The sequence below is a fragment of the Limnomicrobium aquaticum genome, assembly GCF_040545545.1.
In the GTDB taxonomy this organism is placed as follows: domain Bacteria; phylum Pseudomonadota; class Alphaproteobacteria; order Rhizobiales; family Rhizobiaceae; genus Ensifer_A; species Ensifer_A aquaticum.
In genome coordinates, this window is record NZ_JBEPMB010000001.1 from 475,324 (window position 1) to 501,691 (window position 26,368).

22 protein-coding genes and 1 other RNA gene are annotated in these 26,368 nt (G+C 60.9%); 10 read left to right on the forward strand and 13 right to left on the reverse strand.

Annotation, left to right across the window (positions count from 1 at the left end; translation table 11 throughout):
- The 3 genes from ABID16_RS02355 to ABID16_RS02365 all read left to right on the forward strand — a co-directional run bounded on the left by ABID16_RS02355 (position 1) and on the right by ABID16_RS02365 (position 2,339).
- On the forward strand, positions 1 to 603 hold the full coding sequence (locus tag ABID16_RS02355; protein WP_112626275.1) for a superoxide dismutase: 603 nt from the start codon (positions 1 to 3) through the stop codon (positions 601 to 603).
- Positions 604 to 901: 298 nt separating this feature from the next.
- Positions 902 to 1,339: a c-type cytochrome gene (locus ABID16_RS02360; RefSeq protein WP_354554747.1), complete on the forward strand. Its 438-nt coding sequence runs from the start codon at positions 902 to 904 to the stop codon at positions 1,337 to 1,339.
- An 85-nt stretch (positions 1,340 to 1,424) separates the two neighbouring features.
- Positions 1,425 to 2,339 (forward strand): c-type cytochrome, encoded by a 915-nt coding sequence (locus ABID16_RS02365; RefSeq protein WP_354554748.1) that lies wholly within the window; start codon positions 1,425 to 1,427, stop codon positions 2,337 to 2,339.
- Positions 2,340 to 2,459: 120 nt separating this feature from the next.
- Here the strand turns inward: ABID16_RS02365 and ABID16_RS02370 are convergent, their stop codons facing one another.
- From ABID16_RS02370 to ABID16_RS02400, 7 genes are all read right to left on the reverse strand, one after another.
- The gene (locus ABID16_RS02370) at positions 2,460 to 2,855 is read right to left on the reverse strand and encodes a GNAT family N-acetyltransferase (RefSeq protein ID WP_354555878.1); all 396 of its coding nucleotides are present in this window, start codon (positions 2,853 to 2,855) and stop codon (positions 2,460 to 2,462) included.
- A gap of 297 nt (positions 2,856 to 3,152) precedes the next feature.
- The gene (locus tag ABID16_RS02375; RefSeq protein ID WP_354554749.1) at positions 3,153 to 3,599 is read right to left on the reverse strand and encodes a MerR family transcriptional regulator; all 447 of its coding nucleotides are present in this window, start codon (positions 3,597 to 3,599) and stop codon (positions 3,153 to 3,155) included.
- Between the two features lie 105 nt (positions 3,600 to 3,704).
- Positions 3,705 to 5,192: a protein adenylyltransferase SelO gene (locus tag ABID16_RS02380; RefSeq protein ID WP_354554750.1), complete on the reverse strand. Its 1,488-nt coding sequence runs from the start codon at positions 5,190 to 5,192 to the stop codon at positions 3,705 to 3,707.
- 72 nt (positions 5,193 to 5,264) lie between these two features.
- A complete protein-coding gene (locus tag ABID16_RS02385) occupies positions 5,265 to 6,386 on the reverse strand; it encodes an SbmA/BacA-like family transporter (protein ID WP_354554751.1) in 1,122 nt (373 codons plus the stop codon).
- Between the two features lie 884 nt (positions 6,387 to 7,270).
- The gene (locus ABID16_RS02390) at positions 7,271 to 7,567 is read right to left on the reverse strand and encodes an addiction module antidote protein (RefSeq protein WP_354554752.1); all 297 of its coding nucleotides are present in this window, start codon (positions 7,565 to 7,567) and stop codon (positions 7,271 to 7,273) included.
- 1 nt (position 7,568) lies between these two features.
- Positions 7,569 to 7,856, reverse strand: a complete 288-nt coding sequence (locus ABID16_RS02395) for a type II toxin-antitoxin system RelE/ParE family toxin (protein ID WP_354554753.1) — start codon at positions 7,854 to 7,856, stop codon at positions 7,569 to 7,571.
- A 69-nt stretch (positions 7,857 to 7,925) separates the two neighbouring features.
- Positions 7,926 to 10,019, reverse strand: a complete 2,094-nt coding sequence (locus ABID16_RS02400) for a S9 family peptidase (RefSeq protein WP_354554754.1) — start codon at positions 10,017 to 10,019, stop codon at positions 7,926 to 7,928.
- Between the two features lie 232 nt (positions 10,020 to 10,251).
- Here ABID16_RS02400 and ABID16_RS02405 point away from each other — a divergent pair, with 232 nt between their 5' ends.
- The 4 genes from ABID16_RS02405 to ABID16_RS02420 all read left to right on the forward strand — a co-directional run bounded on the left by ABID16_RS02405 (position 10,252) and on the right by ABID16_RS02420 (position 14,946).
- Positions 10,252 to 11,535, forward strand: a complete 1,284-nt coding sequence (locus tag ABID16_RS02405; protein WP_354554755.1) for an NAD(P)/FAD-dependent oxidoreductase — start codon at positions 10,252 to 10,254, stop codon at positions 11,533 to 11,535.
- Positions 11,536 to 11,756: 221 nt separating this feature from the next.
- The gene (locus ABID16_RS02410) at positions 11,757 to 12,500 is read left to right on the forward strand and encodes a polysaccharide deacetylase family protein (protein ID WP_354554756.1); all 744 of its coding nucleotides are present in this window, start codon (positions 11,757 to 11,759) and stop codon (positions 12,498 to 12,500) included.
- Between the two features lie 92 nt (positions 12,501 to 12,592).
- Entirely contained in the window at positions 12,593 to 13,528 is a 936-nt protein-coding gene (locus tag ABID16_RS02415) for a pyridoxal-phosphate dependent enzyme (RefSeq protein ID WP_354554757.1), read from the forward strand.
- Between the two features lie 182 nt (positions 13,529 to 13,710).
- Positions 13,711 to 14,946, forward strand: a complete 1,236-nt coding sequence (locus ABID16_RS02420; RefSeq protein WP_354554758.1) for a GGDEF domain-containing protein — start codon at positions 13,711 to 13,713, stop codon at positions 14,944 to 14,946.
- Positions 14,947 to 14,976: 30 nt separating this feature from the next.
- Here the strand turns inward: ABID16_RS02420 and ABID16_RS02425 are convergent, their stop codons facing one another.
- Complete coding sequence (locus ABID16_RS02425) at positions 14,977 to 17,556, reverse strand: ATP-dependent helicase (protein WP_354554759.1); 2,580 nt, start codon at positions 17,554 to 17,556, stop codon at positions 14,977 to 14,979.
- 162 nt (positions 17,557 to 17,718) lie between these two features.
- Positions 17,719 to 18,954, reverse strand: a complete 1,236-nt coding sequence (locus tag ABID16_RS02430) for a cytochrome-c peroxidase (RefSeq protein WP_354554760.1) — start codon at positions 18,952 to 18,954, stop codon at positions 17,719 to 17,721.
- 161 nt (positions 18,955 to 19,115) lie between these two features.
- Between ABID16_RS02430 and ABID16_RS02435 the strand changes: the two genes are divergently transcribed.
- Complete coding sequence (locus ABID16_RS02435) at positions 19,116 to 20,528, forward strand: FAD-binding oxidoreductase (protein ID WP_354554761.1); 1,413 nt, start codon at positions 19,116 to 19,118, stop codon at positions 20,526 to 20,528.
- Positions 20,529 to 20,654: 126 nt separating this feature from the next.
- Positions 20,655 to 24,380 carry an AsmA family protein gene (locus ABID16_RS02440; RefSeq protein WP_354555879.1) on the forward strand — a complete coding sequence of 1,242 codons (3,726 nt, stop codon included), beginning with the start codon at positions 20,655 to 20,657 and terminating at the stop codon, positions 24,378 to 24,380.
- 18 nt (positions 24,381 to 24,398) lie between these two features.
- Here the strand turns inward: ABID16_RS02440 and ABID16_RS02445 are convergent, their stop codons facing one another.
- The 4 genes from ABID16_RS02445 to ssrA form a co-directional block, all read right to left on the reverse strand.
- A complete protein-coding gene (locus tag ABID16_RS02445; RefSeq protein WP_354554762.1) occupies positions 24,399 to 24,614 on the reverse strand; it encodes a ribbon-helix-helix domain-containing protein in 216 nt (71 codons plus the stop codon).
- Positions 24,611 to 24,829: a DUF4169 family protein gene (locus ABID16_RS02450; RefSeq protein WP_354554763.1), complete on the reverse strand. Its 219-nt coding sequence runs from the start codon at positions 24,827 to 24,829 to the stop codon at positions 24,611 to 24,613. Before ABID16_RS02450 ends, ABID16_RS02445 begins: the two co-directional genes overlap by 4 nt.
- A 12-nt stretch (positions 24,830 to 24,841) precedes the next feature.
- Positions 24,842 to 25,351: an SspB family protein gene (locus ABID16_RS02455; protein ID WP_354554764.1), complete on the reverse strand. Its 510-nt coding sequence runs from the start codon at positions 25,349 to 25,351 to the stop codon at positions 24,842 to 24,844.
- 159 nt (positions 25,352 to 25,510) lie between these two features.
- Positions 25,511 to 25,886: a transfer-messenger RNA gene (ssrA, locus tag ABID16_RS02460) on the reverse strand.
- Positions 25,887 to 26,023: 137 nt separating this feature from the next.
- Here ssrA and ABID16_RS02465 point away from each other — a divergent pair.
- Positions 26,024 to 26,332 (forward strand): DUF2853 family protein, encoded by a 309-nt coding sequence (locus ABID16_RS02465; RefSeq protein ID WP_354554765.1) that lies wholly within the window; start codon positions 26,024 to 26,026, stop codon positions 26,330 to 26,332.
- Positions 26,333 to 26,368 lie beyond the last annotated feature (36 nt).

Here is a 26,368-nt window from a genome sequence, read left to right on the forward strand (position 1 = left end):
ATGGCTTTCGAACTTCCCGCCCTTCCGTATGACTACGAAGCGCTCGTGCCCTTCATGTCGAAGGAAACGCTTGAATATCACCACGACAAGCACCATCAGGCCTACGTGACCAACGGCAACAAGCTGGCGGAAGAAGCCGGCCTCGCCGACCTGTCGGTCGAGGAAGTCGTGAAGAAGTCCTTCGGCACCAATGCCGGTCTCTTCAACAACGCCGCCCAGCACTACAACCACATCCATTTCTGGAAGTGGATGAAGAAGAACGGCGGCGGCAAATCGCTTCCTGGCAAGCTGCAGGCCGCCATCGACAGCGACCTCGGCGGCTACGACAAGTTCCGCGCCGATTTCATCGCAGCCGGCACGACGCAGTTCGGCTCCGGCTGGGCATGGCTCTCGGTGAAGAACGGCAAGCTCGAAATCTCCAAGACGCCGAATGGCGAGAACCCGCTCGTTCACGGCGCATCGCCGATTCTCGGCGTCGACGTCTGGGAACACTCCTATTACATCGACTACCGCAACGCGCGTCCGAAGTATCTCGAAGCCTTCGTCGACAGCCTGATCAACTGGGATTACGTTCTCGAAATGTACGAAGCCGCTGCAAAGTAAGGCTTTTTCGAGTTTGATGTCCGAGCCCGCTGCACGCTGTGCGGCGGGCTTTTTGTTGAATGTGACGGATTTTTGCGCGTCATTGCAAACAATGGTGACCACAGTGTTCACTTTTTTGAGTCAATGAAGAACTTTGCGTGTAACTCGTTGTTTTCGTTGCCGGGCTGATCTCCTGTGCCTGCGCCGCTTCATTCGGGCGCCTTTTTCTCACCGGATTGTGATTTTGAAGTGATCGGCACGGGATAGTTTTTGTGTAAAGCCCGGTCAGCCCCGCCGGGGCGAACAATGGAGATTCCTGATGATCAAGAGAACGATTGCCGCCAGCCTCATCTGTCTGACCGCCGCAACGGCCGTCTTTGCCGCCAGCGAATTTGGCGACAAGCGCGAAGCCGACATGAAGAAGATCGGTGGCGCCACCGGGCAACTTGCCGGTATCGCCAAGGGCGACAAGCCTTATGACGCAGCCGTCGTGAAGACCGCGCTGACCACCATCAACACGACCATCAAGGAATTCCCGACGCTCTTCCCGGCCGGCAAGCCGGATTCTGATGGCGCTGCCAGCCCGAAGATCTGGGAAAACATGGCCGGCTTCAAGGGGCATGCCACGGAACTCGCTTCTGTGACCGACAAGCTCATCGCCGCACCGCCGGCTGACCAGAAGGCTGTTGGCGCAGCTCTGGGCCAGATCGGCAAGGTCTGCTCGGCCTGCCACGAAGAATTCCGCCTGAAGAAATAAGGCGTTCAACGTCTGGAGGGGCGCTGTCCTTTTCGAGGATAGCGCCCTTTTTCCGTTTTGAAGCCGTCTCACAAGAGAGGATGCCATGGCGTCGGCACTCACCAAATCGCTTCTTGCGCTCGTCGGCATAGGCATAGTCGGCGCTGGCGCCTTCTTCTGGATCACGCGGCCGCAGCCCTTGCCGGAGAGCGAGTTCGCCAATCTCGGCCCGGCGGACGTGAAGAATGGCGAGACGATTTTCTGGGCCGGCGGCTGCGAGAGCTGCCATGCGGCCAAGGGCGCCGATGGCGATGCCAAATTGGTCCTCTCCGGCGGTGCGCCGCTGCCGACACCGTTCGGCACCTTCTATCCGCCGAACATCTCGCCGGACGAGAAGGCCGGCATCGGCAAGTGGACGCTGGCGCAGTTTGCTTCGGCGATGAAGCGCGGTGTGGACGAGGAGGGGCGTCATCTCTATCCGTCCTTCCCGTACGCCTCCTATTCACGCATGTCGGACACGGATCTGCGCGACCTCTTCGCCTATATGAAGACCCTGCCCAAGAGCGACAATGTCGCGCCGCCGCATGATCTTGGCTTCCCCTTCAACATGCGTTTCACGCTGGGCGGCTGGAAGCTGCTTTATCTCAACGATCAGCCGCGCGTCGAACTGGCGAATGCCTCGCCGGAGGTGAAGCGCGGGCAGTATCTAGTCGAAGGGCCGGGCCATTGCGGCGAATGCCATACGCCGCGCGACATTCTGGGTGGTCTCAAGACGAGTTCGTGGCTCGCCGGAGGGCCGAACCCGGAAGGCAAGGGGACGATCCCGAATATTACGCCGGGTTCCAAGGCGATCGGCGGCTGGAGTGCTGCCGATATCGCCAACTATCTGGAGACGGGCTTCACGCCTGAATTCGACAGCGTGGGCGGCTCAATGGTGGCAGTGCAGCAGAACATGGCACATCTGACGAAGGAAGATCGCGCGGCGATCGCGGCCTATCTGAAGGCCATTCCGTCCAGGTAATTCCATTATCGGATTGTTTGATTATCAAGAAAATTGCCCGCGCGGAGGCCTGCGCGGGCAATCTTTATGGAGCCAGAGCATCGGGCAGGGAACCGGTGCTCTTACCCTCTCATGAACTGTTCAGAGACCGGCGCGGAAGCGCATGCCGGTGGCCGGGTAGGCCTTGAAGTCGAGGCCCTGGTAGTACTTGTAGGCTGCGAAATTGCCGGTGGCGGCGCCCAGCGAGAGGAAGTCGCAGGAGAGCGTGCGGGCATGGGCCTTGGCGCGATCGATCAGATGGCGGCCAATGCCTTCGCTGCGATGTCCGTCCTTGACGAAGAGGTGGTGCAGTTCCATGCCGCGTTCCCCTTCGGTGGCGCGGTAGACGGGATAGAGGAGGGCGTAGCCGATCAGTTCCCCGCCCGTTTCAGCGACGAAGGCGGTCGCGAAGGGCTGGTCGCCGAAGAGGTCCCGGTCGAGCTTGGTGGCGCTGTTCGTCGTCTTGTCGCCGTGATGGGCGGCGAGCGCCTCGATCATGGCGGCGAGCGCGAACAGGTCGGATTTCTGGGCGCGGCGCACGCTGACGCGCGCGGCTTCCGGCGCCTGTGCCGGGGGAGTTTCTTCGATCGTGATGGTCTGTTCCAAGTTCAGCATTGCCTTCTTCCTCATTTTGCCTTCGGAAGAGCCGCTGAAAACAACAAGGCCGCCCCGAAGGCGGCCTCTTGTCGATATGATCGATCGCGGCCGCCGGTTAACGGTAGCCCCAAAAATATACAGCCGTGGTGTGTGCCTGTGCGATCATGGGCGGCAACATTCTCCTAAACCGATTGATTGTCAAGAGGCGTCGTGGAGAGAATTATGTGCATGTCCGTGATCGGTCATGCACAGGGCGTGGTCTGCGAGCGTTGACAGCACATTGCATTCGCCCGCCCGGCCGCCGGCGCATTCGGAGACGATATGCTCCAGCTCGGCCTCCAGCTTCTTCAGTCGGGCGATCTTGGCGCGCACATCGGCGAGATTGTCGGCAGCGATGCGGTCCGCATCGTGGCAGGGGGCATCGGGTGTGGCCTGCAGCGAAAGCAGATCGCGGATTGCCTCCACCGAGAAGCCGAGATCGCGGGCATGACGGATGAAATTCAGCCGCTCCAGATGGGCGCGAATATAGCGGCGCTGGTTTCCCTCCGTCCTCTCGGGCTCCGGCATCAGGCCGATTTCCTCATAGTAGCGGATCGTCGGGACCTTGACGCCAGCCGTGATGGAAAGCTTGCCGATTGTCATCATGTCAAAGATAGCTCCTGAAGCTCTAGTCTTTAGAGATTTAGGAGATCCCAAATGACCGTTCAAGGGCATTTGCTGACAGACTAGCATGGCCTCAGCCCGCGACAATCATGTCCCGCAGAAGGTGCGCGGGACGATCTCGTGGGTGAGTGGTGCCGCCTTATAGCGCTCGAAGCCCGGCTGCTCCTCACAGGGATGCGCGAGAACGCGGTTGAGTGCCTCGAAGAGCGAGAAGTCGCCATCATCGACGGCGGCGCGGATCGCTTCCTCAATGCGGTGGTTACGCGGAATGTAGACCGGATTGGCCTTTTGCATCAGCGCCTTGCGTTCTTCCGGCGAGATGGAATCGCCCGCCACGTAGAGACGCCAGCCGTCAAGCCATATTTGTGCCGCATCCGGAGCGCTGAATTCTCCACGCAGATCCCTGTCTGCAAGTTCCAAATCGGTCGTCGGACCTCCAGCCGCGGCCGTAAGACGGAGGAAGGCGAGGGTGAAATCCGCTTCGCCTTCTTCCATGAGCGACAGGAAGGACTGGATCAGCTTCAGATCGTCCTCGCGCTCGCGCACCAATCCCAGCTTTGCCCGCATGACCTTCAGCCATTCGGCCTGGAAGCGCTCGCCATAGGCCTTGAGTGCCGCATTTGCCTTTTCCATCGCCTCTTCCTGCACATCTCCGAAGAGCGGCAGCAGGCATTCCGCCAGCCGCGCAAGGTTCCACTGGCCGATGCCCGGCTGGTTGGCATAGGCGTAGCGGCGGTTGCGGTCGATGGAGGAGAAGGTCTTGGTGGCCGAATAGGCGTCCATGAAGGCGCAGGGGCCGTAGTCGATCGTCTCGCCGGAGACGGCCATGTTGTCCGTGTTCATCACGCCATGAATGAAGCCGACGCCCATCCATTTGGCAATGAGGGCCGCCTGTCGCGCGGCAATGGCTTCGAACAGACGGGTATAGCGATCCTCTTCTCCCTCAAGTTGGGGATAGTGGCGGGCAATCACATGATCGGCCAGCAGCTTCACGCCCTCCTCGTCGCCTCGGGCGGCGAAATACTGGAAGGTGCCGACGCGGATATGGCTGGCGGCCACGCGGGCAATCACGCCGCCGGGCTGCGCCTGCTCGCGAAAGACTGCGTCGCCGGTCGTGACGGCGGCGAGCGACCGGGCCGTGGGGATGCCCAGCGCATGCATGGCCTCCGAGACGATGTATTCGCGGATCACCGGGCCGAGTGCCGCGCGGCCATCGCCATTGCGGGAGAAGCGGGTGGGGCCCGAGCCCTTCAGCTGGATATCGACATGGCGGCCGTCCGGCGTTGTCACTTCGCCGAGCAGCATGGCGCGGCCATCACCGAGCTGCGGCACGAAATGGCCAAACTGGTGGCCGGCATAGGCGAGCGCCACATTGGCCGCGTCATCGGGCTTCAGATTGCCGGAGAAGAGGGCGGCGCCGTCGCGTTTCATGGTCTCGACATCGAGGCCGAGTTCCCTTGCAAGCGGTTCGTTGAAGGCGAACATCCACGGTTCCGATGCGCCGGCGGCCGATGCCGGCGCATAGAAGCGTTCGGGTAGTCGCGTATAGGAATTGTCGAATCCGATCAGCGGCATCGCGGTGTCCTTTCAATGATCGATTCTAGATGGGGCTATGCGTCTGACCACGCAAGGCCAAGTTGACGGATGTCAGCTCTTGCCATTGTGTCCGGTCGATTGCCGGAAGATTTCAAGCTGCAGCTTGAACTGCACGATTCGGTGCATGGCGGCGCGCCATTGGGCGATCATGGAGAAGTTGGTGATCTGCCAGCGCAGCGCGGTGTTGACCTGGTTGAACGCACCGACGGCCATCATCAGCCCGCCGAAGGAGATCTGGCCGCTGAAATAGGCGGGCGCAGCCGCAAGCACCGGCACGACCAGCCCACCCCAGCCGAAGCCGGCCGAAATCCAGGTGAGGTTCGTCTGCGAGACGATGATCAGCCGCGTCGAGGCGAGCACGTTTGAGAAGATGCGGTAGAGATGCCAGCTGGTGGCGAAGACGGATTGCCGGGTGACGGTGTCGGTGCCCCGTGCCGTGTTGGCCTCGACCAGCGCCTTGCGGAATTCGGCCTCGAAGGCGGCGCGGCGGTTGTTCTGGTCGACCAGTTGGCGGCCCACGACGGAACTGAGGAACGTGCCGGCGCCGGCATAGATGAGCGCGATCCAGACCATGTAGCCGGGAATGGAGATGTGGAGGCCGAAGAGCGAGAGGGCGAAGGACCCGGAGATGGACCAGAGGATGCCGACAAAGCTCAGGAGCAGGATCGTTGACTGGAAGAGGCCGATGGAGAGAGACACGGTCCAATCGGCGACATTGAGCGAATCCTCCTGGATGCGCTGATCCGGATTTCGCGCGCCCTCCAGCGTCGCATCCTGCGGGACGGCGCGGCCGCAGCTGTTCCAGAGGCGCAGGAGGTCGACCGCGAGACCACGGCGTAGCAGCAGCGTTGCCGTCTGCGTGAACCAGGCCTGTACCACGTTGCAGACCAGAAGCGCGCCTGCAATCAGCACGAAGACTTCGAGTTGTCGGCCGAATTCGGCGAGATTTCGCTTTTCGATGGAATCGTAGAAGGGGCCGTTCCAGTTGTTCAGCAGAACCTGGATGTAGGATGTCAGGCAGATGAGGATGACGAGGCCGATGGTGACGAACGTGATCCGGGTCCGGGTGCGCGTGTGCCGCAGCGATCCGAAGACGGTGCGCATCTGGAATCCGAACGCGTCGTTTTCGCGGGGGCGGGCTGTTGCCGGGCGGATCGGGTCGATCGGTGTCATGGACTGCCTGTCGTTGCCATCGTGGTCTTGAAGCTCTACCCCGGTTGGATGCGGATTGCCAATCGGGGTGTGGGTTCACTGCGTTCTTTTCGCGACGGTGGAGATGGCAGCATGCCTCTTGCTCCGCCCTCATCCTGAGGTGCCGCCCACAGGGCGGCCTCGAAGGATCGCGCGTGTGGCAGGGACCCTTCGAGGCCTGCGCCTTGCGCAGGCACCTCAGGGTGAGGTCTCACGGGTGGGCACGCCAAAAGCCCCGGAAAAAACCTTCCCCGAGTTATCCTCCGGTTTTGTCGCCTCCGCCCCTGTCTCTGGGCAAATGCTTCCGGAGAGCCACGCTGACGCGCCGCCCTGATTGAGTAGTTTAAAAATACGGCGGAGCGCCAGCGCGACCCGTCGAGATCTGCAAGGGGAGCCTCATCCGGCTCCATTCCTCAAGCGCGGGCCGCCTCGCTAAACCGCCTGCGGAGGCAGACGGGTTCTTCGGCTTGAGCCGAGCCGCCGAGCTATTCGCAGCCCATCGGGGGAGTCGTTTCGTTGGGATTTTTGCCCCAACGCCGCCCGCGCCCCCTGATGCGATGTCCCGCACGTTACGAGACATTGCATCAGGCTCTCCTCCCGCCTGAGCCCGTCGTCGCGGACCCATCCGGTGGCGGAAGGGGTATAGGATAGGGGACTTTTGGGAGACGGGGAAATTGGGGGATGATTTTTTTGCGGCACAGCATTCAACGTCGTCATCCTCTGGCTTGTCCAGAGGTCTGCAAGCGCGAAATTCTGCTGCACCGTCAATTGCTTGGCTTCGTCAGTAGATCCTAGGGACAGGCCCTAGGATGACGGGAAGAGAGGGTTGGGCTCGGCCTCTAACCATTCCGGGAGATGATGGCAGCCTACTCCGCCGCCTCGATCTTCTTCAGTTCAAGCTTCAGTCCCAGCGCCTTCACCACGCCGAGCAGGGTCGAGAATTTCGGGTCGCCCTTGTCGCTCAGCGCCTTGTAGAGCGCTTCACGGGTGACGCCCGCGTCACGGGCAATCGCCGTCATGCCGCGGGCGCGGGCGACGATGCCGAAGGCGTGGGCGATATATTGGGCGTCGCCGGTTTCGAAAGCATCGGCCAGAAGTTCGGCCTGCGCCTCATCGCTTTCCATGTATTCGGCGGGATCGAAGAGCTTCGTTTCTACCGTCATGTCAGACCTCCTTGGACAGATTCTTGGCCAGTTCGATGTCGCGCCTTTGGCTGTCCTTGTCGCCGCCGCATAGGAGGATCACCACGGTGTTGCCGCGCTTGAGGAAGTACAATCGGTAGCCGGGGCCGTAGTCGATGCGGATTTCGCCCAGGCCGTCGAAATACTTCACGTCGCCCATCAATCCTGCCTCGATGCGCGTCAGGCGGACGGCGATCCTGCGCGCGATCAATCCGTCTCTCAAGGAGAGACGCCACTTCGTGAAAACCGGATGTTCGCGGACCTCGATCATTCCTGTGAACTGTAGTTCACAATGTGCATATGTGTCAACTACAGTTCACAATTGAGGCCCGCGCCCGGATCACATCTTCCCCGCCACCTTGATCGCGAACGCATATTCGAGCGCGGTTTCCTCCAGCCGCTGGAAGCGGCCCGAAGCGCCGCCGTGGCCGGCGCCCATGTTGGTTTTCAGGAGTATGGGTTCGGAGCCGGTCGTGTGCTCGCGCAGTCTTGCCACCCACTTGGCAGGTTCCCAATAGGTCACGCGCGGGTCGGTGAGGCCGGCGAGTGCGAGGAGGGCGGGGTAGGGTTTAGGCCCGACGTTGTCGTACGGGGAATAGGCGGCGATGCGCTTGTAGTCTTCTTCTGACTCGATGGGGTTACCCCATTCGGGCCATTCGGGAGGCGTGAGCGGCAGTGTGTCGTCGAGCATGGTGGTGAGCACGTCGACGAAGGGGACCGCGGCGATGATGCCGGCGAATTTCTCGGGCGCCATGTTGGCAACCGCGCCCATCAGCATGCCGCCGGCCGAGCCGCCCTCGGCGATGATGCGGTGATAGGACGTGAAGCCTTCCTTCACGAGGTGATCGGCGGCGGCGATGAAGTCCTTGAAGGTGTTTTCCTTGCCCGCGAGCTTGCCGTCCTCGTACCAGCGATAGCCCTTCTCCTTGCCGCCGCGGATATGGGCGATGGCATAGACGAAGCCGCGATCGGCGAGCGACAGGGCATTGGTGGAGAAGCTGGCCGGGATCGAGATGCCATAGGCGCCGTAGCCATAGAGAAGGCAGGGGGCGGAGCCGTCGAGGGCGGTGTCCTTGCGGTACAGGAGCGACACGGGGACGAGTTCGCCGTCATTCGACACGGCCTGGATGCGGCGGGTGACATAGTCGTCCGGGTTGTGGCCGGAGGGGACTTCCTGGGTCTTGAGCAATGTGCGCTCGCGCGTCGCCATGTTGTAGTCAAAGACCTGGTTCGGGGTTGTCATCGAGGAATAGGAGAAACGGATGACATCCGTGTCGTAGTCGGCGGCGCCCGTGAGGCCAAGCGAATAGGCTTCCTCGTCGAAGGCGATGGCGTGCTCCTCGTTGGTGGCGCGGTCGCGGATGACGATGCGCGGGAGGCCGTCGCGGCGCTCCAGCCAGACGAGATGGCGGGCAAAGGCCATATGGTTGAGGATGAGGCGGCCGGCCTCATGCGGCACCAGTTCGCGCCAGTTCTCCTTGGAAGGCGATTCAACCGGCGCTTCCATGATCTTGAAATCCTTGGCGCCATCGCAATTGGTCAGGATGAAGAAGCGGTCGCCGCCTTCGGTCAGCTCATATTGCATGCCCGGCTCGCGGGCGACGACGAGCTTCGGTTCGGCCAGGAGGTCCTTGGTGGAGAGAAGGCGATATTCGGTCGTGTCGTGGTCGTGGATATCGATGTAGATGAAATCGTCGAGCCGCGATCCGCCGACGCCCATGAACATGCCGGGATCGGTTTCCTCATAGACGAGACGGTCTGCCGATTGCGGCTGGCCGAGAATGTGATGGAAGATCTTGGAAGGACGGTGGTTTTCGTCCTGCAGCGTATAGAAGAAGCTCTTGCCTTCGGCATCCCAGGTGCCGCCGCCGCCGGTGTTTTCGAGGAGATCGGCCATGTCCTCTCCGGTCGTCAGGTCGCGGACGCGGAGCGTGAAGAATTCCGAGCCCTTGTCGTCATAGCCCCAGACGCCAAGCGTGTGATCCGGCGAACTCTCCATGCCGGCAAGGCGCAGGTATTCCTTGCCTGCCGCTTCCTTGTCGCCATCGAGAATGACCTGGCGCTCGCCGCCTTCAGCGGGGATGCGGAAGTAATGCGGCTGCTCGCCGCCGGTGACGTAGAAGGAGCCATAGGCGAAGGGGCCGTCCTTCATCGGTACGGAGCTGTCATCTTCCTTGATGCGGCCCTTCATCTCGGCAAAGAGCTGCTTCTGCAGCGCCTCGGTGTCCGCCATCGCGGCCTTCATATAGGCGTTCTCGGCCTCAAGGTAGCTTCGGATTTCCGGGTCGAGCACGGACGTGTCGTGAAATACCTGCTGCCAGTTGTCTGCTCTCAGCCATTGATACTCATCAATGCGCGTTACGCCGTGGCGTGTATCTTCGACGGGCTTCTTGGCGGCGCGCGGGGCTTCGGGCAGGCACTTGAATGCTGACAATGGTCTTCTCCGGAAATCGGACGAGGGCGGGACTTCACAGATAGAGCGCGTGAAGAGGGATCGCAAGGCGCGGCGGCCTGCAAGGGATTGCTCATCACCGCGCGTGCTCAGCAATTCTCATGTTTGACATAAAATAGCGGAATACATATATATGATAAATGTAATGTTTAGTGAGTGGGAGGATTGCCGGGTCGCCTGACCTTCGACCTTCCAGAACCGGGAGGAGAAAATCATGACGCATGTTGTTGTCTTGGGTGCGGGGCTGGGTGGGACCATCATGGCCTACGAGTTGCGCGACGTGCTGTCGCGTGACGACAGGGTGACGGTGATCAATCGGGGCGACACCTATTCCTTCGTTCCGTCGAACCCCTGGGTGGCGGTCGGCTGGCGCGAGCGGGAGGAGGTCGAGGTCGACCTGAAGCCTGTCTTCGCCAAGCGTGACATCACACTTCGCCCGGAAGGGGCGGCACGGGTGCATCCGGCGGAGAACCGCGTCGAGCTGACCAATGGCGAAAGCGTCGCCTATGATTATCTGGTTATCGCGACCGGGCCGGACCTTGCCTTTGACGAGATCGAGGGTTTCGGCCCGGCGGCCAATACGCAATCCGTCTGCCATATCGACCACGCGCTTACGGCCAAGGATCAGTTCGAGAAGCTCCTGAAGAACCCCGGCCCGGTGGTGATCGGAGCAGTGCAGGGGGCGTCGTGTTTCGGTCCGGCCTATGAATTCGCCTTCATTCTGGAAAAGGCGCTGCGGGATGCGAAGATTCGCGACAAGGTACCGATGACCTTCGTTACCTCCGAGCCCTATATCGGCCATCTCGGCCTTGATGGCGTGGGTGACACCAAAGGTCTGCTCGAAAGCGAGATGCGGGCGCATCACATCAAGTGGATCACCAATGCCAAGGTGGAGAAGTTCGAACCGGGCAGGATTCTGGTCGACGAGATCGCCGAGGACGGTTCGGTGAAGAAGAAGCATGACGTGCCGATGACCTACACGATGATGCTTCCGGCTTTCCGTGGTGTGGCGGCGGTACGCGGCATCGAGGGACTGACGAACCCGCGCGGCTTCATCATTGTCGACAAGCATCAGCGCAACCCGACCTATCAGAACGTCTTCGGCATCGGCGTGTGCATCGCTATTCCGCCCATGGGGCCGACGCCGGTTCCCGTTGGCGTGCCCAAGACCGGCTTCATGATCGAGTCCATGGTCACGGCGACGGCGCATAACATTGCCAATCTGGTTGCCGGTCGTGTGCCGGATGCTCAAGGCACATGGAACGCCGTGTGCCTTGCCGATTTCGGCGATGGGGGCGTCGCCTTCGTCGCCCAGCCGCAGATCCCGCCGCGCAACGTCAACTGGTCATCGTCGGGCAAATGGGTGCATCTGGCCAAGATCGGCTTCGAGAAATACTTCCTGCGCAAGGTCAGGCAGGGCAAGTCGGAGCCGTTTTATGAAAAGCTGGCGCTGCAGGTTCTTGGTATCGACAAGCTGAAGGAAGTGAAATTCGACTAAAGCAATTCCAGTGAAAGTGGGACCGGTTTCACGTCCGGAATTGCTGCAGGCAAAGAAACAATTTCGATCCGAAAGCGGGGACCGGTCTCGGGTCAGAATTGCAGCGATGCAAATGTCTGTTTTCCCCTGGGGCGGGTACACGGGCCACGGCCATAAATCCGCCCCTCTTCGGGACGAGGGGACATCTTTCCCTCCAACGATTGCTCCTCGTCCCGCTTTTCATGAAAACGATCTTCGTAGTTTCCATCCTTCTCGCGGCAACGCCTGCGCTTGCCGACAGCTACACGAAGCAGGGTCTCGTGGAGCCGAAGCTGCACCTTGCGGGGAAGCATGATGTTCCGACCGTTGCGTTGACCTTCGATGCCTGCATGGGCGCGACCGACCCCCGCATTCTCGAGACGCTGATCAATCACCAGATCCCGGCGACAATCTTCGTGACGCATCGCTGGCTGCGCAAGAACGCGCAATCCTATGCGCAACTGCGTGCGCGTCCTGATCTTTTCCAGATCGAGAACCATGGTGAGAACCATATTCCCGCGGTTGATCGCCCGATGGATATCTACGGCATCAAGACGGCGGGTTCGCCGGATGGCGTGCGGGCCGAGGTCGAAGGCGGGGCGCAGGCGATTGCTGCGACCGGCGCGCCGAAGCCGACATGGTATCGCGATGCGACTGCCGTCTACAGCCCCGAGGCGATCCGCCAGATCAGGGCCATGGGCTACAAGATCGGCGGCTATTCGGTGAATGGCGACGGAGGCTCGCTGCTCGGCGTGGACGCCACCGTGCGCTCCTTCGAAAGCGCCAGGGACGGCGACGTGATCATCGCCCATATCAACCAGCCGACACATAAGGCCGGCGAGGGCGTGGTGAAGGGCATTGAGGCGCTCAAGGCGAAGGGTTATCGCTTCGTGCGGCTCGGGGATATGACGACCAGTGAGGACAAACTGGCGAAGACGGGTGGGTAGCGCAACGCCATTTGCCAACCTGCGGCATGTAACTTGAAATCGATGCGTGTAGCGTGCAGTCTTGCAACAAGCTGGAGTTCTTTCTTGTGCCCATGGCTTTTCTGTCTCCCATGACGCGATGTCTTTCAGAGGATCTGGAGCGAGATCTTCGGTTCATTTGGAGCCATTGTGTTCCAGCCGGGTTTGCCGATTTGGCTGTAGACGGTGACAAGCCTTGCCAAATTCGTTTGGTTGATGAATCCAAACAATACGCGGGCTCGTTCAAATTTAGAGGTGCGGTCCTTGGCGTCTCGAAGCATCCGCAGGGCGTGATTGCCTGTGGCTCCGGAAATTTCCCCGCGGCGGTGGGGCTTGCGGCGTCGAAACTTCGCACACCCTCAATGTTGATCATGCCGGATGATGCACCGGTCTCAAAAAAAGATATGGCACTCAGTTCTGGATCTGAAGTGTTGTTTGTTCCTAGATCGGACTATCTTGCAACGGGGGAACAGGAAGCGAAAGCGCGGGGATTGCCTCTTTTGCATCCCTTCCGCGACGCTTTGATGCTTGTGGGTAGCTACTCGCTTGGTGAGGAGTTAGCACGATCCATAAAAGCCGGCGGCTCCGAGGAAGATGCAATCGTGGTTGCTTGTGGTGGAGGTGGATTGGCGGCAGGAGTTTCTTTGGCGCTGAGAAACGGTGGTCTCACAAACGATATCTATGTGGCCGAACCGGAAAGCTATCCACGCCTTCAGGCGGCAATCGACGTGTTGCATCCCGTGCAAATCACTCCCCGAGAGAAAACAATCTGCGACGCTCTCCGAGTGACCGAGATCGGTTTGCTTCCATTTCAGATATTAGAGACGGTGGGGCTGAGCACAATTGTTGGCTCGGACACTGCAGTTGTCGAAGCCCAAGCCCGTTTGGAATCTGAAGCAGGGATCAAGGCAGAACCGAGCGGAGCCTTGGCATTGGCTGCAGCATTGGAGAATGAACTTTCGACCAAGTATCGTAGACTGTGGGTTGTCGTGTGCGGCGGCAACGTCTGAGGGCGGTTCACTGGCGCAATTTGAATGTTGCCCTCGTGATCTGACGTGCTCTCCGCCCTCCGCAGCGCCCAATGTGGGTGGAGTTCAGGTTTCTATCAGAATACGCGATATTTATAGAATCTGCTAATTGAGTCTTCACTGAGCTGCGGTAGAACTTTCCCGGTTAGGTTCGAGTGCTGCCATTGGACGCCGAAACGCGGGTCACGCTTTCCGAGATTGAGGATACCCTTTCGCGCAAGGGGTGGCGAACCGTTTTCCCGGCCGCCATGGAGCGGATTTATCAACGCGATCTGGGCAAGGTGCGGGAGAGGGCGGTTCGCCGGGCGCTGTGGCCGACCATCGTCATCTACAACCTCCTCCTGCTGACCGATATAGCGCTGCTGCCCGATACGGCGAAAGTCGCGGCCTTCCTGCATTTCGCGATCGTTACCCCAGGTCTTTTCCTCCTGTATTTCCTCTATTTCCGCGTTGAGGGCTTCCTTCAGAGGCAGGTTGCCGAGGCGGGTATTCCCGTGCTCATTTCGGCGCAGACGCTGACCGTGATGGCGCTCAACCATGTTCCCAATGCTGGTTATTACCAGTATTTCGTGCCGCTGATCCTCCTCTTTTCCAACGTCAATCAGCGGCTGGACACGCGTGTCGCCAATGCCACGACGATACTGATCCTCATCATGTATGTCAGTGTTCTGGTGTTTCAGGACATGCTGCCGGAGCAGAAGCTGGCCGGGCTCTCCTTCATCGTGGTTTCGAGCTATCTGGGGCTCTCGGCGAACCTGCGGGCGCAGCGCGATGCCCGCTACGCCTTTCTTTTCAGACTGCGCGAGAATGTCCGGCTTCGCGCAGCGGAAACCGATGCCCAGCTCGATCCGATGACCGGGCTTGGCAATCGTCGATACCTGGCAAGCTTCGCTGGCAAGCTGCCTCCGGCGGACGGGGAGCCGCGTCCTGTTTCCGCCATCCTCATGGATATCGATTTCTTCAAGGCCTATAACGACCTCTACGGACACGGACGCGGGGACGATTGCATCCGCACTGTCGCCGGCGTGATCGCGGAAACCACCAAGCTCTTCAACGGGACTGCGGTTCGTTATGGCGGCGAGGAATTCCTGATTCTGCTTGCCGATGCCGACAGCGCCACCGCTGCGGCCTGCGCGGAGTCCGTTAGGCTCGCGGTGGAGGATCTTTCGCTGGAACACGGCAGCAGCGATGTGTCGCCCTTCGTCACGGTCAGCCTCGGAATTGCCAATGGGCCGGTGACCGCAGATAGTTTCCAGCTGCTGATTGCTTCGGCCGACTCTGCGCTCTACGCCGCCAAGGCCGGCGGCCGCAACCGAGTCATGGGGCTGGAGGGGGAAGGCTCCAAGAACCCCGAGCTGCGTCAGCCGGCATTGCAGCGGAGCAGGCGGGTGCTGCATTAGGCGTATTGCCGATTGGCGAGTGAGGTAAGCTCAAGCCCGCTCCACGAACCCGTCCAGCACGCGTTTCTGTCCAGCCCGGTCGAAATCCACCGTCAGCTTGTTGCCTTCCACCGCCGACACATTGCCATTGCCGAATTTGAGGTGGAAGACGCGGTCGCCCACGGAGAATTGGGACGGCACGTCGACGGTCGATTTGGCGACGAGTTCGCCAGGAATAGTCTTGGCGCGAGGGCCGCTTTCGCCGTAGCCGATGCGTTCCACCTGATGGCCGGAGCGGGATCCCCAGTTGTCCCTCGTGGCATCGGTGCGGTTGGCTTGCGCACGCTTCCAGCCCGGCGTCGAATAGGTGTTCTGGAACGGCTCCTGCTTGTCGAAGCGTGACTGGCCGTAGGGGTTGCGGCCATAGCCGCCGTAGTTGGAGTTCTGGCTTTCCGAGACCTCGACATGCTCCAGCGGAAGCTCTTCGAGGAAGCGCGAGGGGATCGTGGATTGCCAGAGGCCGTGGATGCGGCGGTTGGAGACGAACCAGATATGGGCGCGGCGCTTGGCGCGGGTGAGTCCGACATAGGCGAGGCGGCGTTCTTCTTCCAGGCCTGAGCGGCCGCCTTCGTCCAGCGAACGCTGGTGCGGGAAGAGGCCTTCTTCCCAGCCGGGCAGGAAGACGGTCTCGAATTCCAGACCCTTGGCCGAATGCAGCGTCATGATGTTGACGGCATCCATGTCCTCGTTCTTCTCGGCATCCATGACGAGCGCAACATGTTCGAGGAAGCTTCGCAGGCTTTCGAACTGCTCCATGGAGCGGACCAGTTCCTTGAGGTTTTCCAGCCGTCCGGGCGCTTCGGCAGACTTGTCGTTCTGCCACATGGCCGTGTAGCCGCTCTCGTCGAGGATCTGCTCGGCGAGTTCGGTATGAGGGGTGTTTTCGAGCAGCGACTGCCAGCGGCGGAAGTCGGTGACGACGTTGAACAGTGACTTGCGCGCTGCAGCTTTCAGCTCTTCCGTCTCGATCATGTCGGCGGCGGCGGCGAGCATCGGGATATCGCGGGCGCGGGCATAGTCATGCAGCGCGCGGACCGACGTGTCGCCCAGACCGCGCTTTGGCGTGTTGATGATGCGTTCGAAGGCGAGATCGTCGGCCGGCTGGCAGACGAGGCGGAAGTAAGCCATGGCGTCGCGGATTTCGAGGCGCTCGTAGAAGCGCGGGCCGCCGACGACGCGGTAGTTGAGGCCGAGCGTGACGAAACGGTCTTCGAACTCGCGCATCTGGAAGGAGGCGCGCACGAGGATCGCCATGTCGTTGAGCTTGTGCTTCGCTCGCTGGAGCTGCTCGATCTCCTCGCCGACGGCGCGGGCTTCCTCTTCCGAGTCCCAGGCAGCGTGGACCTGCACCTTGTCGTGCTCGGGATCGAAGCGTTCGGTGAACAGGGTCTTGCCGAGGCGGCCTTCGTTATGCGCGATGAGGTGGCCGGCGGCGCCGAGAATATGGCCGGTGGAGCGATAGTTGCGCTCCAGCTTGATGACCTTGGCGCCGGGGAAGTCCTTTTCGAAGCGCAGGATGTTGTCCACTTCCGCGCCGCGCCAGCCATAGATCGACTGGTCGTCATCGCCGACGCAGCAGATGTTGACTTTGTTGATCTCCCCCCTTGAGGGGGAGATGTCGCCGGAGGCGACAGAGGGGGGTAAATCGCTGGCGTTACGTCGGGGGGCACCCCCCTCTGCCCTGCCGGGCATCCCCCCCTCACGGGGGGAGAATGACCTGGGGCTCGACCGCTGCGCCAACAGCCGCAGCCACATATATTGGGCGGTGTTAGTGTCCTGATACTCGTCAACGAGGATATAGCGGAAGCGTTCGTGATATTCCTTCAGCACGTCCGGATGTTTCTTGAACATGCGGATCGGGTGCAGCAGCAGGTCGCCGAAATCGCAGGCGTTGAGCGTCAAAAGCCGGTTCTGATAGGCGATGTAGAGTTCGCGGCCCTTGCCGTTGGCAAAGGCGCGGGCGTCGCCTTCGGGGATCTGGGCGGGGTCGAGCCCCTTGTTCTTCCAGCCATCGATCATGGCGGCGAACTGCTTGGCCGGCCAGCGCTTGTCGTCGACGCTTTCGGCCTGCAGGATCTGCTTGATCAGGCGGATGACGTCATCGGTATCGAGAATGGTGAAATCCGATTTGAGCCCGACGAGTTCCGCATTTCGGCGCAGCATCTTGACGCCGATCGAGTGGAAGGTGCCAAGCCAGGGCATGCCTTCCACCGCGCCGCCGACCAGCATGCCGATGCGCTCCTTCATCTCGCGCGCGGCCTTGTTCGTGAAGGTTACGGCGAGAATCTGGCTCGGATAGGCGCGGCCCGTTGCAAGGATATGCGCGATGCGGGTGGTCAGAACCCGTGTCTTGCCGGTGCCGGCGCCGGCGAGAACCAGAACCGGGCCTTCGGTCGTCTCCACGGCCTCGCGCTGCTCGGGGTTCAGCCCGTCCAGATAGTCGGGTGCCGCGCGCGCGGCGTCACGCTGCGCCATGGCGCGAGCGGCAATGCTGCCGCCGCTCACGGCGCGTTGGGGGGCGGGTTCCGGCTCGTCGCCGAAAAAGGGCATGTCATCGAAACGATTCATCATGCCCGCAATCTAGTGATTTTGAGGGGAATGGCAAAGAGAAGAGAACAAAACGGGGGTAAATTCGGGGTTTATGCCCCCCCAATTTCAGTCTGTTCTTGGGTTGCAGCTCCGTGTGGCGCGTTCCGCGATTGCGGCTGCGGCCGCGGTGAAAGCCTGAAAGCCCTACTTCTCGTCGGTCAATGTGTTTAGAAAGGCCACGATGGCATCGACTTCCTGGTCGTTGAGCCGGGGTTGCTCGCCAGCCTTCCGGTCGAGCGGAACTTCCTTCGTGTTGACGTTTTCCGCATATTGGGACGGCAGGTCGTTGAACTTGTCGATACTTCCATCGGCCTTCCTGGGATACCATTCATCCGGATTGGTATCGCGCGTCGCATAGAACTTGACGATGTCGCGCAGCGTCTTAAAGACACCGTTATGTCCATAAGGCGGCGTCAGGGCGATGTCACGCAGCGTGGGCACCTTGAACGCACCGCAAAGGGCGTCGATATCAAGCCCCTTGGGCGCCTTTTTCGTGATGCCGTCCTGATTGCAGAGACCGAGATCGAAGACATCGGCATTGGCGTTTTCTGGAATGTCGGGGTTTCTCGGCAGTCCGAGATTGTCGTAGCTGTAATCAGTGAAGAGCCAGTCGCGCGGATTGGTGGATTTGGGGTCGCCGACATGGCAGGCGATGCAGTTGCCTTTCTGCGGGTCCTTGAAAAGCTCGAATCCCTTGGCTTCCTCAGCCGTAAACGTGTCCTTTCCCTTGAGCACTCGATCAAATTTCGACGAGAAGGGCGCGAAGGCATGCGTCTTTTCAAACGCCGCGATGGCGCTCGTGACGGCAAACATCGCCTTATCGGGATTGTCGAAAACATGCTTGCCATAGGCCTTTTTCAGGAGAGGGGCGTAGCCGGCGGCCCTGACCTTGTCGATGACCGTCTTCTTCGAGGCGTTGTTCATCTCTTTCGGATTGAGGAAGGGCCCTTCCGCCTGTTCTCTCAGATTGGCGGCGCGGCCATCGAGAAACTGGCCGCCCAGCGCCATCCACTCTTCCTTGCCTTCGTCATTCTTCTCCTTTGAAAAATGAAAGGAGGGACTCATCATGGCATAGGCTGCGGTGGGGACGTTGCGCGTGCCGAATTTGTCATCCTGGCTTCCCTTTGCGACGGTGGGAACCCGTGAGCCGTTATTGCCCTGAAAGGCCCGGCTTGCCTCGTGGCAGGAGGCGCAGGAAACGCCGGCGGGTTCTGAGAGATTGGCGTCTTCGAAGAGCCTTTTCCCGATCAGCTGCTTCTCATTGAGCGAGGCTTCGTCCGTGTCGAAGGGCGAATTTTTGGCCGCTTCCGATGTTCCGGCAAACGCAATTCCGGAGAGTGAAATCAAAACGAGAGTAGAGGTTAAAAACTTGATATTCATGGTCAAATTTCCAACAATTAAATAAACATGAAAATTATCTCATATCTCCCGGCTGTCAACGATCTCGAACCTATCACCTGTACAGAGCCCGTACTTGCCGTTTCCCCTCGACAGGCTCGTCATCCTCCGTCATGAAGACCTGAAAATTCAGGAGGATCACTATGGCTCTGGAAGGCGTGCGCGCGGGTTTTCGCAACGAGGCGGGGATTGCCGCCGTTCTCGGCATTCTCAGGCAGGCTTTCGGCGAGCGATTCCAGACCGGGCAGGCGATGCGCGAACAGCATGCGCACACGACGACCTATCTGCCGGCGCAGTTGCCGGATGGGGTAGTGTTTGTCGAGACGGCGCAAGAAGTTCAGGACGTGGTGCGAACCTGTGCGGCGCATAAGGTTCCGATCATTCCCTTCGGCACGGGCTCGTCGCTGGAGGGGCAGGTGAATGCCGCAGCCGGCGGCATTTCCATCGATTTCAGCCGGATGAATCGCGTTCTTGAAGTGAATGCGGAGGATCTCGACTGCACGGTCGAGCCGGGCGTAACACGCGAGCAGTTGAACGAGTATCTGCGCGATACCGGCTTGTTCTTTCCGATCGATCCCGGAGCAAATGCCTCGATCGGCGGCATGACTGCAACGCGGGCGTCAGGGACGAATGCCGTCCGCTACGGCACGATGAAGGACAATGTGCTCGCTGTGACCGCCGTCATGGCGAATGGCGAGGAAATCCGCACGGCGCGGCGCGCGCGCAAGTCGTCGGCCGGCTACGACCTGACACGGTTGATGGTGGGGGCAGAAGGGACGCTCGGCGTGCTGACCTCGATCACGCTGCGTCTGCAGGGCATTCCGGAGATGATTGCCGGCGGGGTTTGCGGATTTGCGACGCTGAAGGATGCGGCAAGCGCCGTCATCACGACAATCCAGATGGGGATTCCGGTCGCCCGCATCGAGCTTCTGAACGATGCGCAGGTTGCGGCCTGCAATGCCTATTCCGGGCTTTCGCTGGCCGTCCAGCCGACGCTGTTCGTCGAGTTTCATGGGACCGCCGAGACGGTGCGGCTGCAATCGGAACAGTTTGCCGAGATCGTGGCCGAAAATGGTGGCGGGGCCTTCGAATGGTCCACGGATGCTGCGGCGCGGGCCAAGCTCTGGAAGGCGCGACACAATGCCTATTACTCGGCCAAGGCGCTGATCCCCGGCATGGCGGCTCTCTCGACCGATGTTTGCGTGCCGATCTCGCGCTTTGCCGATTGCGTGGCGGAGACGGAGGCGGACATAATCGAAAACGGCTTCACCGCGCCGATTGTCGGCCATGCGGGCGACGGGAATTTCCACGTTCTCGTGCTTTTCGATGACAAGAACCCGGCCGAGATTGCCCGCGTCGAAGACTTCTGCGTGCGGCTCAACGCCCGCGCGCTGGCGATGGATGGGACCTGCACCGGCGAGCACGGCATCGGGCAGGGCAAGCAGCCGTTCCTGATCGAGGAGCTGGGAGCCTCCGTCCATGTTATGCGGCAGATCAAGCGGGCGCTCGATCCGGACAACATCATGAACCCCGGCAAGATTTTTACGCTGGATTAATTCGCGAAATCTGCGTCCGGTCATGCATTTGTCTTGTTCGCGCGCCATGTCGCGGGCTAGTCTGTCACAAAACATAACGTGCGGCGTCCAGACGCCGAATGAACGCGGGGAATTGAGCGATTGTCGGTGTTTGGCCGGATCATGGTTGGCATTGCCGGGTTGGTGGTCGTGGCGCTTTTTGTCGCCCTGGTCGCACCGTATTTCGTCGACTGGACGGGCTTCCGTCAGGATTTCGAACGCCGCGCCTCGCTGATCCTCGGCAAGAAGGTTGAAGTTCACGGGGCCGTTAGCGCGCGCCTGATTCCGTTTCCCTCCGTCACCATGGAGGATGTCACCATCGGTCGGGATGAGGCTGGCAAGCCGCTGGTAACTGCGGCCCGCTTTGCCATGGATATGGAAATCGCCCCGTTCCTTTCCGGTGAGGCGCGCATTTTCGAAATGCGCATCATCGAGCCCAAGGTTCATATTGCCCTTCAGAAGGATGGGACGCTGGATTGGGCGAAGACCGGCAACCCGTCCATTCCGGCCAAGATCGTGGTGCTTGAAAACGTGCGCGTCAGCGGCGGCGAAGTGACATTCGAGGACCATCAGACAGGGCGGACGCGCAAGCTGACGGGGCTGGATTTCATGGCCTCAGCCAAATCGCTCGTCGGGCCCTGGCACTTCGAGGGCAAGGGCCTGATCGACGGCGTCGGCGGCAAGTTCACGGTCAATACGGGCATTCGCGACGCCAAGGGCGAGTTGCGCGTCGCCTCCCATATTAGTCCGGATGCGCTGCCGGTCACCGCCGATCTCGAAGGCACGCTGAGGCTGGTTGATCTGAAATTGCGCTATGATGGCACGTTCAACGCGGCTTATGGGGCGAAGAAGCAGGGCGATCCGGCGCCGGTGCGCATCAAGGGGGCTTTCGAGCTTGCCAGCGACCGGGTGCGGTTGCCGCAATACCAGCTCGACATGGGCGCCATCAGCGATCCCTATTCCATCACCGGCCAGGCGACGCTCGACACCGGGCTCAACCCCCAATTCCTGCTGACGGCCGACGGCCAGCAGGTCGACATGAATGCGATCGGTGCCAGCGGCGAGGACGGCAAACGCTCGAGGAGCCAGCAGGTTGTTTCCGCCGAGGAGAGGCTTGAAACCTTCCTGGCGTTGCTGGGTGACATTCCGGTTCCGCCTGTACCCGGCAAGGCGACGCTGAAACTGCCGGCAATCGTTTCGTCCGACACGTCCTTCCGCGATGTGACTGTCGTGGCGGAACCCAATGGCACCGGCTGGAAGCTCGATCAGGTCTCGGTCGAACTGCCGGGACGCACAAAGGTCGAGGCGAGTGGCCTGCTCGATCTTTCCGAAAACCGGTCCTTCAAGGGCACGCTGACAGCGGCGTCCAGCCAGCCTTCCGGTCTGTCGGCCTGGATCGCCGGTGACGTCGCGCCGCAGATCCGCAATCTCAACGCGCTCGGTTTTTCCGCGGATGTGTCGATCGACGATAACGTCCAGCAGTTCGACAATCTCGAGCTGGCAGCCGGTGGTGCGATCCTGAAGGGGCGCGTCGAGCGACAGGTGCCCGATGGCGGCGGCCCCGCATCGCTCTCCCTCAATCTGTCCGGTGGCGATCTCGACGTTGATGCCATGCGCGCGGTTGCGAGCCTTGCGACCGGCAGGGATACCGCCGCGGCGTTTCTGGCGCAGACCGTTTCGGCTGATCTGCAGTTTCGCAACCTCGCCTCGCAGGGCATCGTTGCCAGCGATGTCGCGACAGCCTTCACGCTGAAGGATGGCAAGCTCGCGGTCAGCAAGCTGACCATCGGCGACCTCGCGGGTGCTGCCATCGAGCTCGCCGGAACAGCCTCGGGCAGCGTTGCGGCTCCGGTGCTTGATTTGAAGGGGCGGCTCAAGGCCGTTGACCCCCGCGGCTTCCTGCTGCTGGCCGAGCGAAGCCTGCCGAACCATCCTGTCGTGACTGCGTTTGCCAGCAATGCCCATTATTTTGCAGACACGAATGTCGCCTTTGAGCTTGGGACGGGGCGGTCAGGCGCGTTTCCTGTTTCGGCCACGGTGCAGGGAACGACGAACGGCACCAAACTTGCGGTCAAGCTCCAGGGGCAGGATATCGGTCTTTCGGCCGGGACCAATCTCGACATTCAGATGAATGCGGAGAACGACAACTACGCCACGCTGATGGGGCAGGCGGGTTTCCGTCTGCTGCCGATGCTGGACGGCAATCACGGCGCGTTGTCCGCCAAGATGACACGGACGGGCACGGCGCCGGCGCAGATCGTGCTGAACGCCCAGACGGCGACGACGGGGTTTAACGCAAAGGGCAGCGGCGATCTTTCAGCGGCGCATTTTCTCGAAGGGCAGTACAAGGTCCTGCTCGACAGCGAGGATGTCGAGCCGTTCCTGATGGTGACCGGTTACAGCCTGCCGAACATGGGCAGCGGCCTGCCGCTTTCGGTTACCGCAACACTTGATATCAAGCCCGATGCCTTTGTCGTTTCCTCGCTGGCCGGCAAGGCGCTTGAGGAGAATGTTGCGGGCAGCCTGACGCTCAGCCGCGACGCGTCGCGGATGTTGACGGGCGACGTGTCGGTCAAGTCGCTGGATGCCGGATGGCTGGCCGAACTCGTGTCCGGCCCGCTAACGGATGGCAACGGCGCCTTCTCGGCGCAGGCCTTGCCCGCGCCCGTTTCCGGCCCCTTTGCTGCAGATGTGAGGGTTTCCGCCGCAAACTTGTGGCTCGGCTATCCGGTGCCGGTGAACGACTTTGCAGGGCGGCTTCGCTATGGCGCAGGATCGGTGGCGATCGAAGAGGGGACCGGGAAGTTGGCCGGAGGTGCCGCAAAAGGCGGACTTTCGCTGACCGTGGGTCAGGGCCAGGGCTTCCTGCGCGGCAAGATCGACGTCAAGGGCCTTGATCTCGGCAAACTATCGTGGCGCACCGGCGACGACATGCCCATCCTGTCCGGCAACGCCGATCTGGCGCTCGGACTTGAAAGCTCGGGCGCCAATCTGAAGCAGATTGCGGGCCAGTTGAGCGGTTCCGGGAGTATCGCGATCCCTGGCCTGCAGATCAGTGGCTTCAACGGCGGCGCGATGCCGTCCATCCTGTCCGCTGCCGACAAGCTGGAGGGCGAGATCAATGCGGCGAAGGTGGCCGGCATGGTTGCGCCCATCGTCGTCAAGGGGCAGACGAAGATCGAGGCCGTGACCCTGCCCCTTTCCATTTCGAACGGCCGCCTTCTCGTCCAGAACGCGCGGGCCGAAACGCCGGATCTGCGCATCGGTCTCGATGCCGCCGTTGGGCTCGCGGAGGGCAGCGTTCGCGCCGATCTCAGGGCTGCCTTCAAGCCGGGTAACGATGAGGTGGCGGGTGCAACGCCGGCGCTGACGATGCGTTTCGGCGGGACGCTGGCAAGCCCGGCGTCGACCGTCGATGCCACTGAACTCGCCAACTATCTGTCGCTTCGCGCCTTCGAGCGCGAGCGCCGCAAGGCCGACCTTCTGCAGGGGCGGCTTGCCGAGCGCCAGCGGCTGCGGCGCGAAGCGCTCTATTACCATGCGCTGGACGATGCGCGCGAAAAGGCGCGGATAGAGGCCGAACGCAAGGCCGAAGAGGAAAGGCTTGCAACAGAGGCGGCGAAACAGGCGGCTGACAAGGCTGCAGCGGAGAAAGCCGCTGCCGACAAGCCGGCTTCGGGGACGCCTTCGGGTGATAAGGCCTCGGGGGAAAAGGCAGGCCAGAAGACCAATTCGATCCAGCAATTGAAGAGCCTGCCCCCTAACCAGAACACCGACGGCTTCCTGCCGGAGGTTATCCGCGGGGACAAGCTGGCGCCGCCGCGCGCGAATTAAGGATCGCGGGGCTTGGCTTCAGACGCCGAGGTGTTTCAGTTCGTACAGGACATACACGCGGATGGCCGAAGACAGATTGCTGTCTGCATCTCTCGCTTCGTCGATTTCCGTGAGAAGGGCTGCAATCGACATGTCCCGCCTGCGTGCTATCGCGACCGCCTCGGCCCAGAATTCGTCTTCCAGGGAAAATGATGTCCGATGACCGCGCAGCGTGACGGAATGTTTCCGGATCACGTCTCGGGGTCTCCCTCGGGCTTCGCCTTGCCGGCGGCGCCGTTCTCAAGCTTGCCCTGATCGAGCACCCTGGCGGCCTTTTCGTTCAAGGCCTTCGTCAGAGACTTTTCAGCCTTCGTCCGGCCATGGGAAAGGCGGTTCTGCTCAGCCGTCTTCTCCTTCTCGGCGCGTTCTGCGCGCTTGCGGAACTGGCGGAGATTGACGACATCGGCCAAGGGCTTGCCCGTTTACTGCTTCTTGCGGAAGGCATCCAGCGAGACGACCGAGGCGCCGGCCTTTTCACCATCGGCGGGCTTGGCGACGCCATCGCCTGCTGTTTCGACCGGGGCCACGAAGGCGGCTACGTCTTCGTCCTCGACAATTTCCATGCCGGCATCGGCCGCGACATCGAATTCGAGTTCGAAATTGACCGAGGGGTCATAGAAACCGCGGATCGCGTTGAACGGAATGACGAGCTTTTCCGGGGTATCGGAGAAGGAGAGACCGATCTCGAAGCCGGCGTCCGTGACCTTGAGGTCCCAGAACTGGTGCTGGATGACGATAGTCATCTGTTCCGGATACTTGCTCTTCAGGTGCTGCGACAGGCGTACGCCCGGAGCACCGGTGAGGAAGGTGATGAAGAAGTGATGATCACCCGGCAGGCTGTTGGTCGCGGCGACTTCGCCGAGCACCTTGCGGATCACGCCGCGCAGAGCGTCCTGTGCGAGAATGTCGTACCGGATGTGATCCTGCCCCATACTGTGACCGCCTTCCTGAATTTCGTTACCAGCTATGTATGCCACGAACCGGGCATTTTTGAAAACCCGCTATATGCGAGCCCAATTGCTACGGCAATATAATTGATTCCGCCAATGGGGAGAAGGTGAGGCAGCGAGCAGAAGAGATCAAGGGAGAGAAGTGGAGGTTTCTGTTGCCAGGTACCTCCGAACCCCGCCTTAAGGTGCTAACCAAAAGGACTTAGGTCGGATTTCCCGCACCGCGATTAAGCAGCGAGAGCATAACCCTTAGCGTTGTTGTCGTTTGCAACTACACTTGTGACCCGATAACGGCGGTATCATGCCGGGCAAAAAGTCGATCTTTACACCCTTGTCGATCCTATTTCGCCCCCATCAGAAGCCGCTCGCAGCGCGTCACGCTTTCAGCGGTTTCTGGTGGAGGCGCCGGGTACCGCCCCCGGGTCCAATAGGTTTATTCCATCGCCCGTTTATTGCCATAGCCGCCCCGAAGAACGGCACTGTTCATATAAGTGTTATGCGGGCGGATGAAAAGGGCCGTCGGAGAATTCGCCCGAATTTGCCGAGGCGATTTCGTGTCCCCTTGCAATCTCTGCTTGACTTGCGGTCAATTCGACTAAACATTTCAATATGAGAATGCATGAATAAGCATCGCGAAAGCAGGGAGTAAACATCATGACCGATTATCTTCCAGACGTCCGCAAGTATGATGCCAATGCCGATGAGGCGATTGTCGCCAAGATCGTCAAGCATCTGGGCATTGCGCTGCGCAACCGCGATTCTTCGCTGGTTTCCGCCTCAGACAAGTCGGAGCTCGACCGCGTCGTGCAGAGCTGGTGCGGCAAGAAACTGGGTGTGACGGGCGACGCCGCCGAGAAGGCCGTGGCTTCCGTCGCCGAGGCGATGAAGGCAGATCGCGCCAAGTCGCGCGTCACCTTCTATTATCTGGTCGCCAAGGAACTCGGGAAGCTCGGCGACCTCTGAGCGTCTTTCTTCTGGATGGACGACCTGACGCGGCGT

Excerpts from the sequence above, each read along its gene's own strand:
- ABID16_RS02430 (WP_354554760.1), bottom strand. The coding sequence starts at position 18,954 with ATGAATATCAAGTTTTTAACCTCTACTCTCGTTTTGATTTCACTCTCC.
- ABID16_RS02370 (WP_354555878.1), bottom strand. The coding sequence starts at position 2,855 with ATGATCGAGGCGCTCGCCGCCCATCACGGCGACAAGACGACGAACAGC.
- ABID16_RS02455 (WP_354554764.1), bottom strand. The coding sequence starts at position 25,351 with ATGGGGCAGGATCACATCCGGTACGACATTCTCGCACAGGACGCTCTG.
- ABID16_RS02385 (WP_354554751.1), bottom strand. The coding sequence starts at position 6,386 with ATGACACCGATCGACCCGATCCGCCCGGCAACAGCCCGCCCCCGCGAA.
- ABID16_RS02410 (WP_354554756.1), top strand. The coding sequence starts at position 11,757 with ATGAAAACGATCTTCGTAGTTTCCATCCTTCTCGCGGCAACGCCTGCG.
- ABID16_RS02390 (WP_354554752.1), bottom strand. The coding sequence starts at position 7,567 with ATGACGGTAGAAACGAAGCTCTTCGATCCCGCCGAATACATGGAAAGC.
- ABID16_RS02375 (WP_354554749.1), bottom strand. The coding sequence starts at position 3,599 with ATGATGACAATCGGCAAGCTTTCCATCACGGCTGGCGTCAAGGTCCCG.
- ABID16_RS02395 (WP_354554753.1), bottom strand. The coding sequence starts at position 7,856 with ATGATCGAGGTCCGCGAACATCCGGTTTTCACGAAGTGGCGTCTCTCC.
- ABID16_RS02380 (WP_354554750.1), bottom strand. The coding sequence starts at position 5,192 with ATGCCGCTGATCGGATTCGACAATTCCTATACGCGACTACCCGAACGC.
- ABID16_RS02435 (WP_354554761.1), top strand. The coding sequence starts at position 19,116 with ATGGCTCTGGAAGGCGTGCGCGCGGGTTTTCGCAACGAGGCGGGGATT.
- ABID16_RS02465 (WP_354554765.1), top strand. The coding sequence starts at position 26,024 with ATGACCGATTATCTTCCAGACGTCCGCAAGTATGATGCCAATGCCGAT.
- ABID16_RS02425 (WP_354554759.1), bottom strand. The coding sequence starts at position 17,556 with ATGATGAATCGTTTCGATGACATGCCCTTTTTCGGCGACGAGCCGGAA.
- ABID16_RS02360 (WP_354554747.1), top strand. The coding sequence starts at position 902 with ATGATCAAGAGAACGATTGCCGCCAGCCTCATCTGTCTGACCGCCGCA.
- ABID16_RS02405 (WP_354554755.1), top strand. The coding sequence starts at position 10,252 with ATGACGCATGTTGTTGTCTTGGGTGCGGGGCTGGGTGGGACCATCATG.
- ABID16_RS02365 (WP_354554748.1), top strand. The coding sequence starts at position 1,425 with ATGGCGTCGGCACTCACCAAATCGCTTCTTGCGCTCGTCGGCATAGGC.
- ABID16_RS02355 (WP_112626275.1), top strand. The coding sequence starts at position 1 with ATGGCTTTCGAACTTCCCGCCCTTCCGTATGACTACGAAGCGCTCGTG.
- ABID16_RS02415 (WP_354554757.1), top strand. The coding sequence starts at position 12,593 with ATGGCTTTTCTGTCTCCCATGACGCGATGTCTTTCAGAGGATCTGGAG.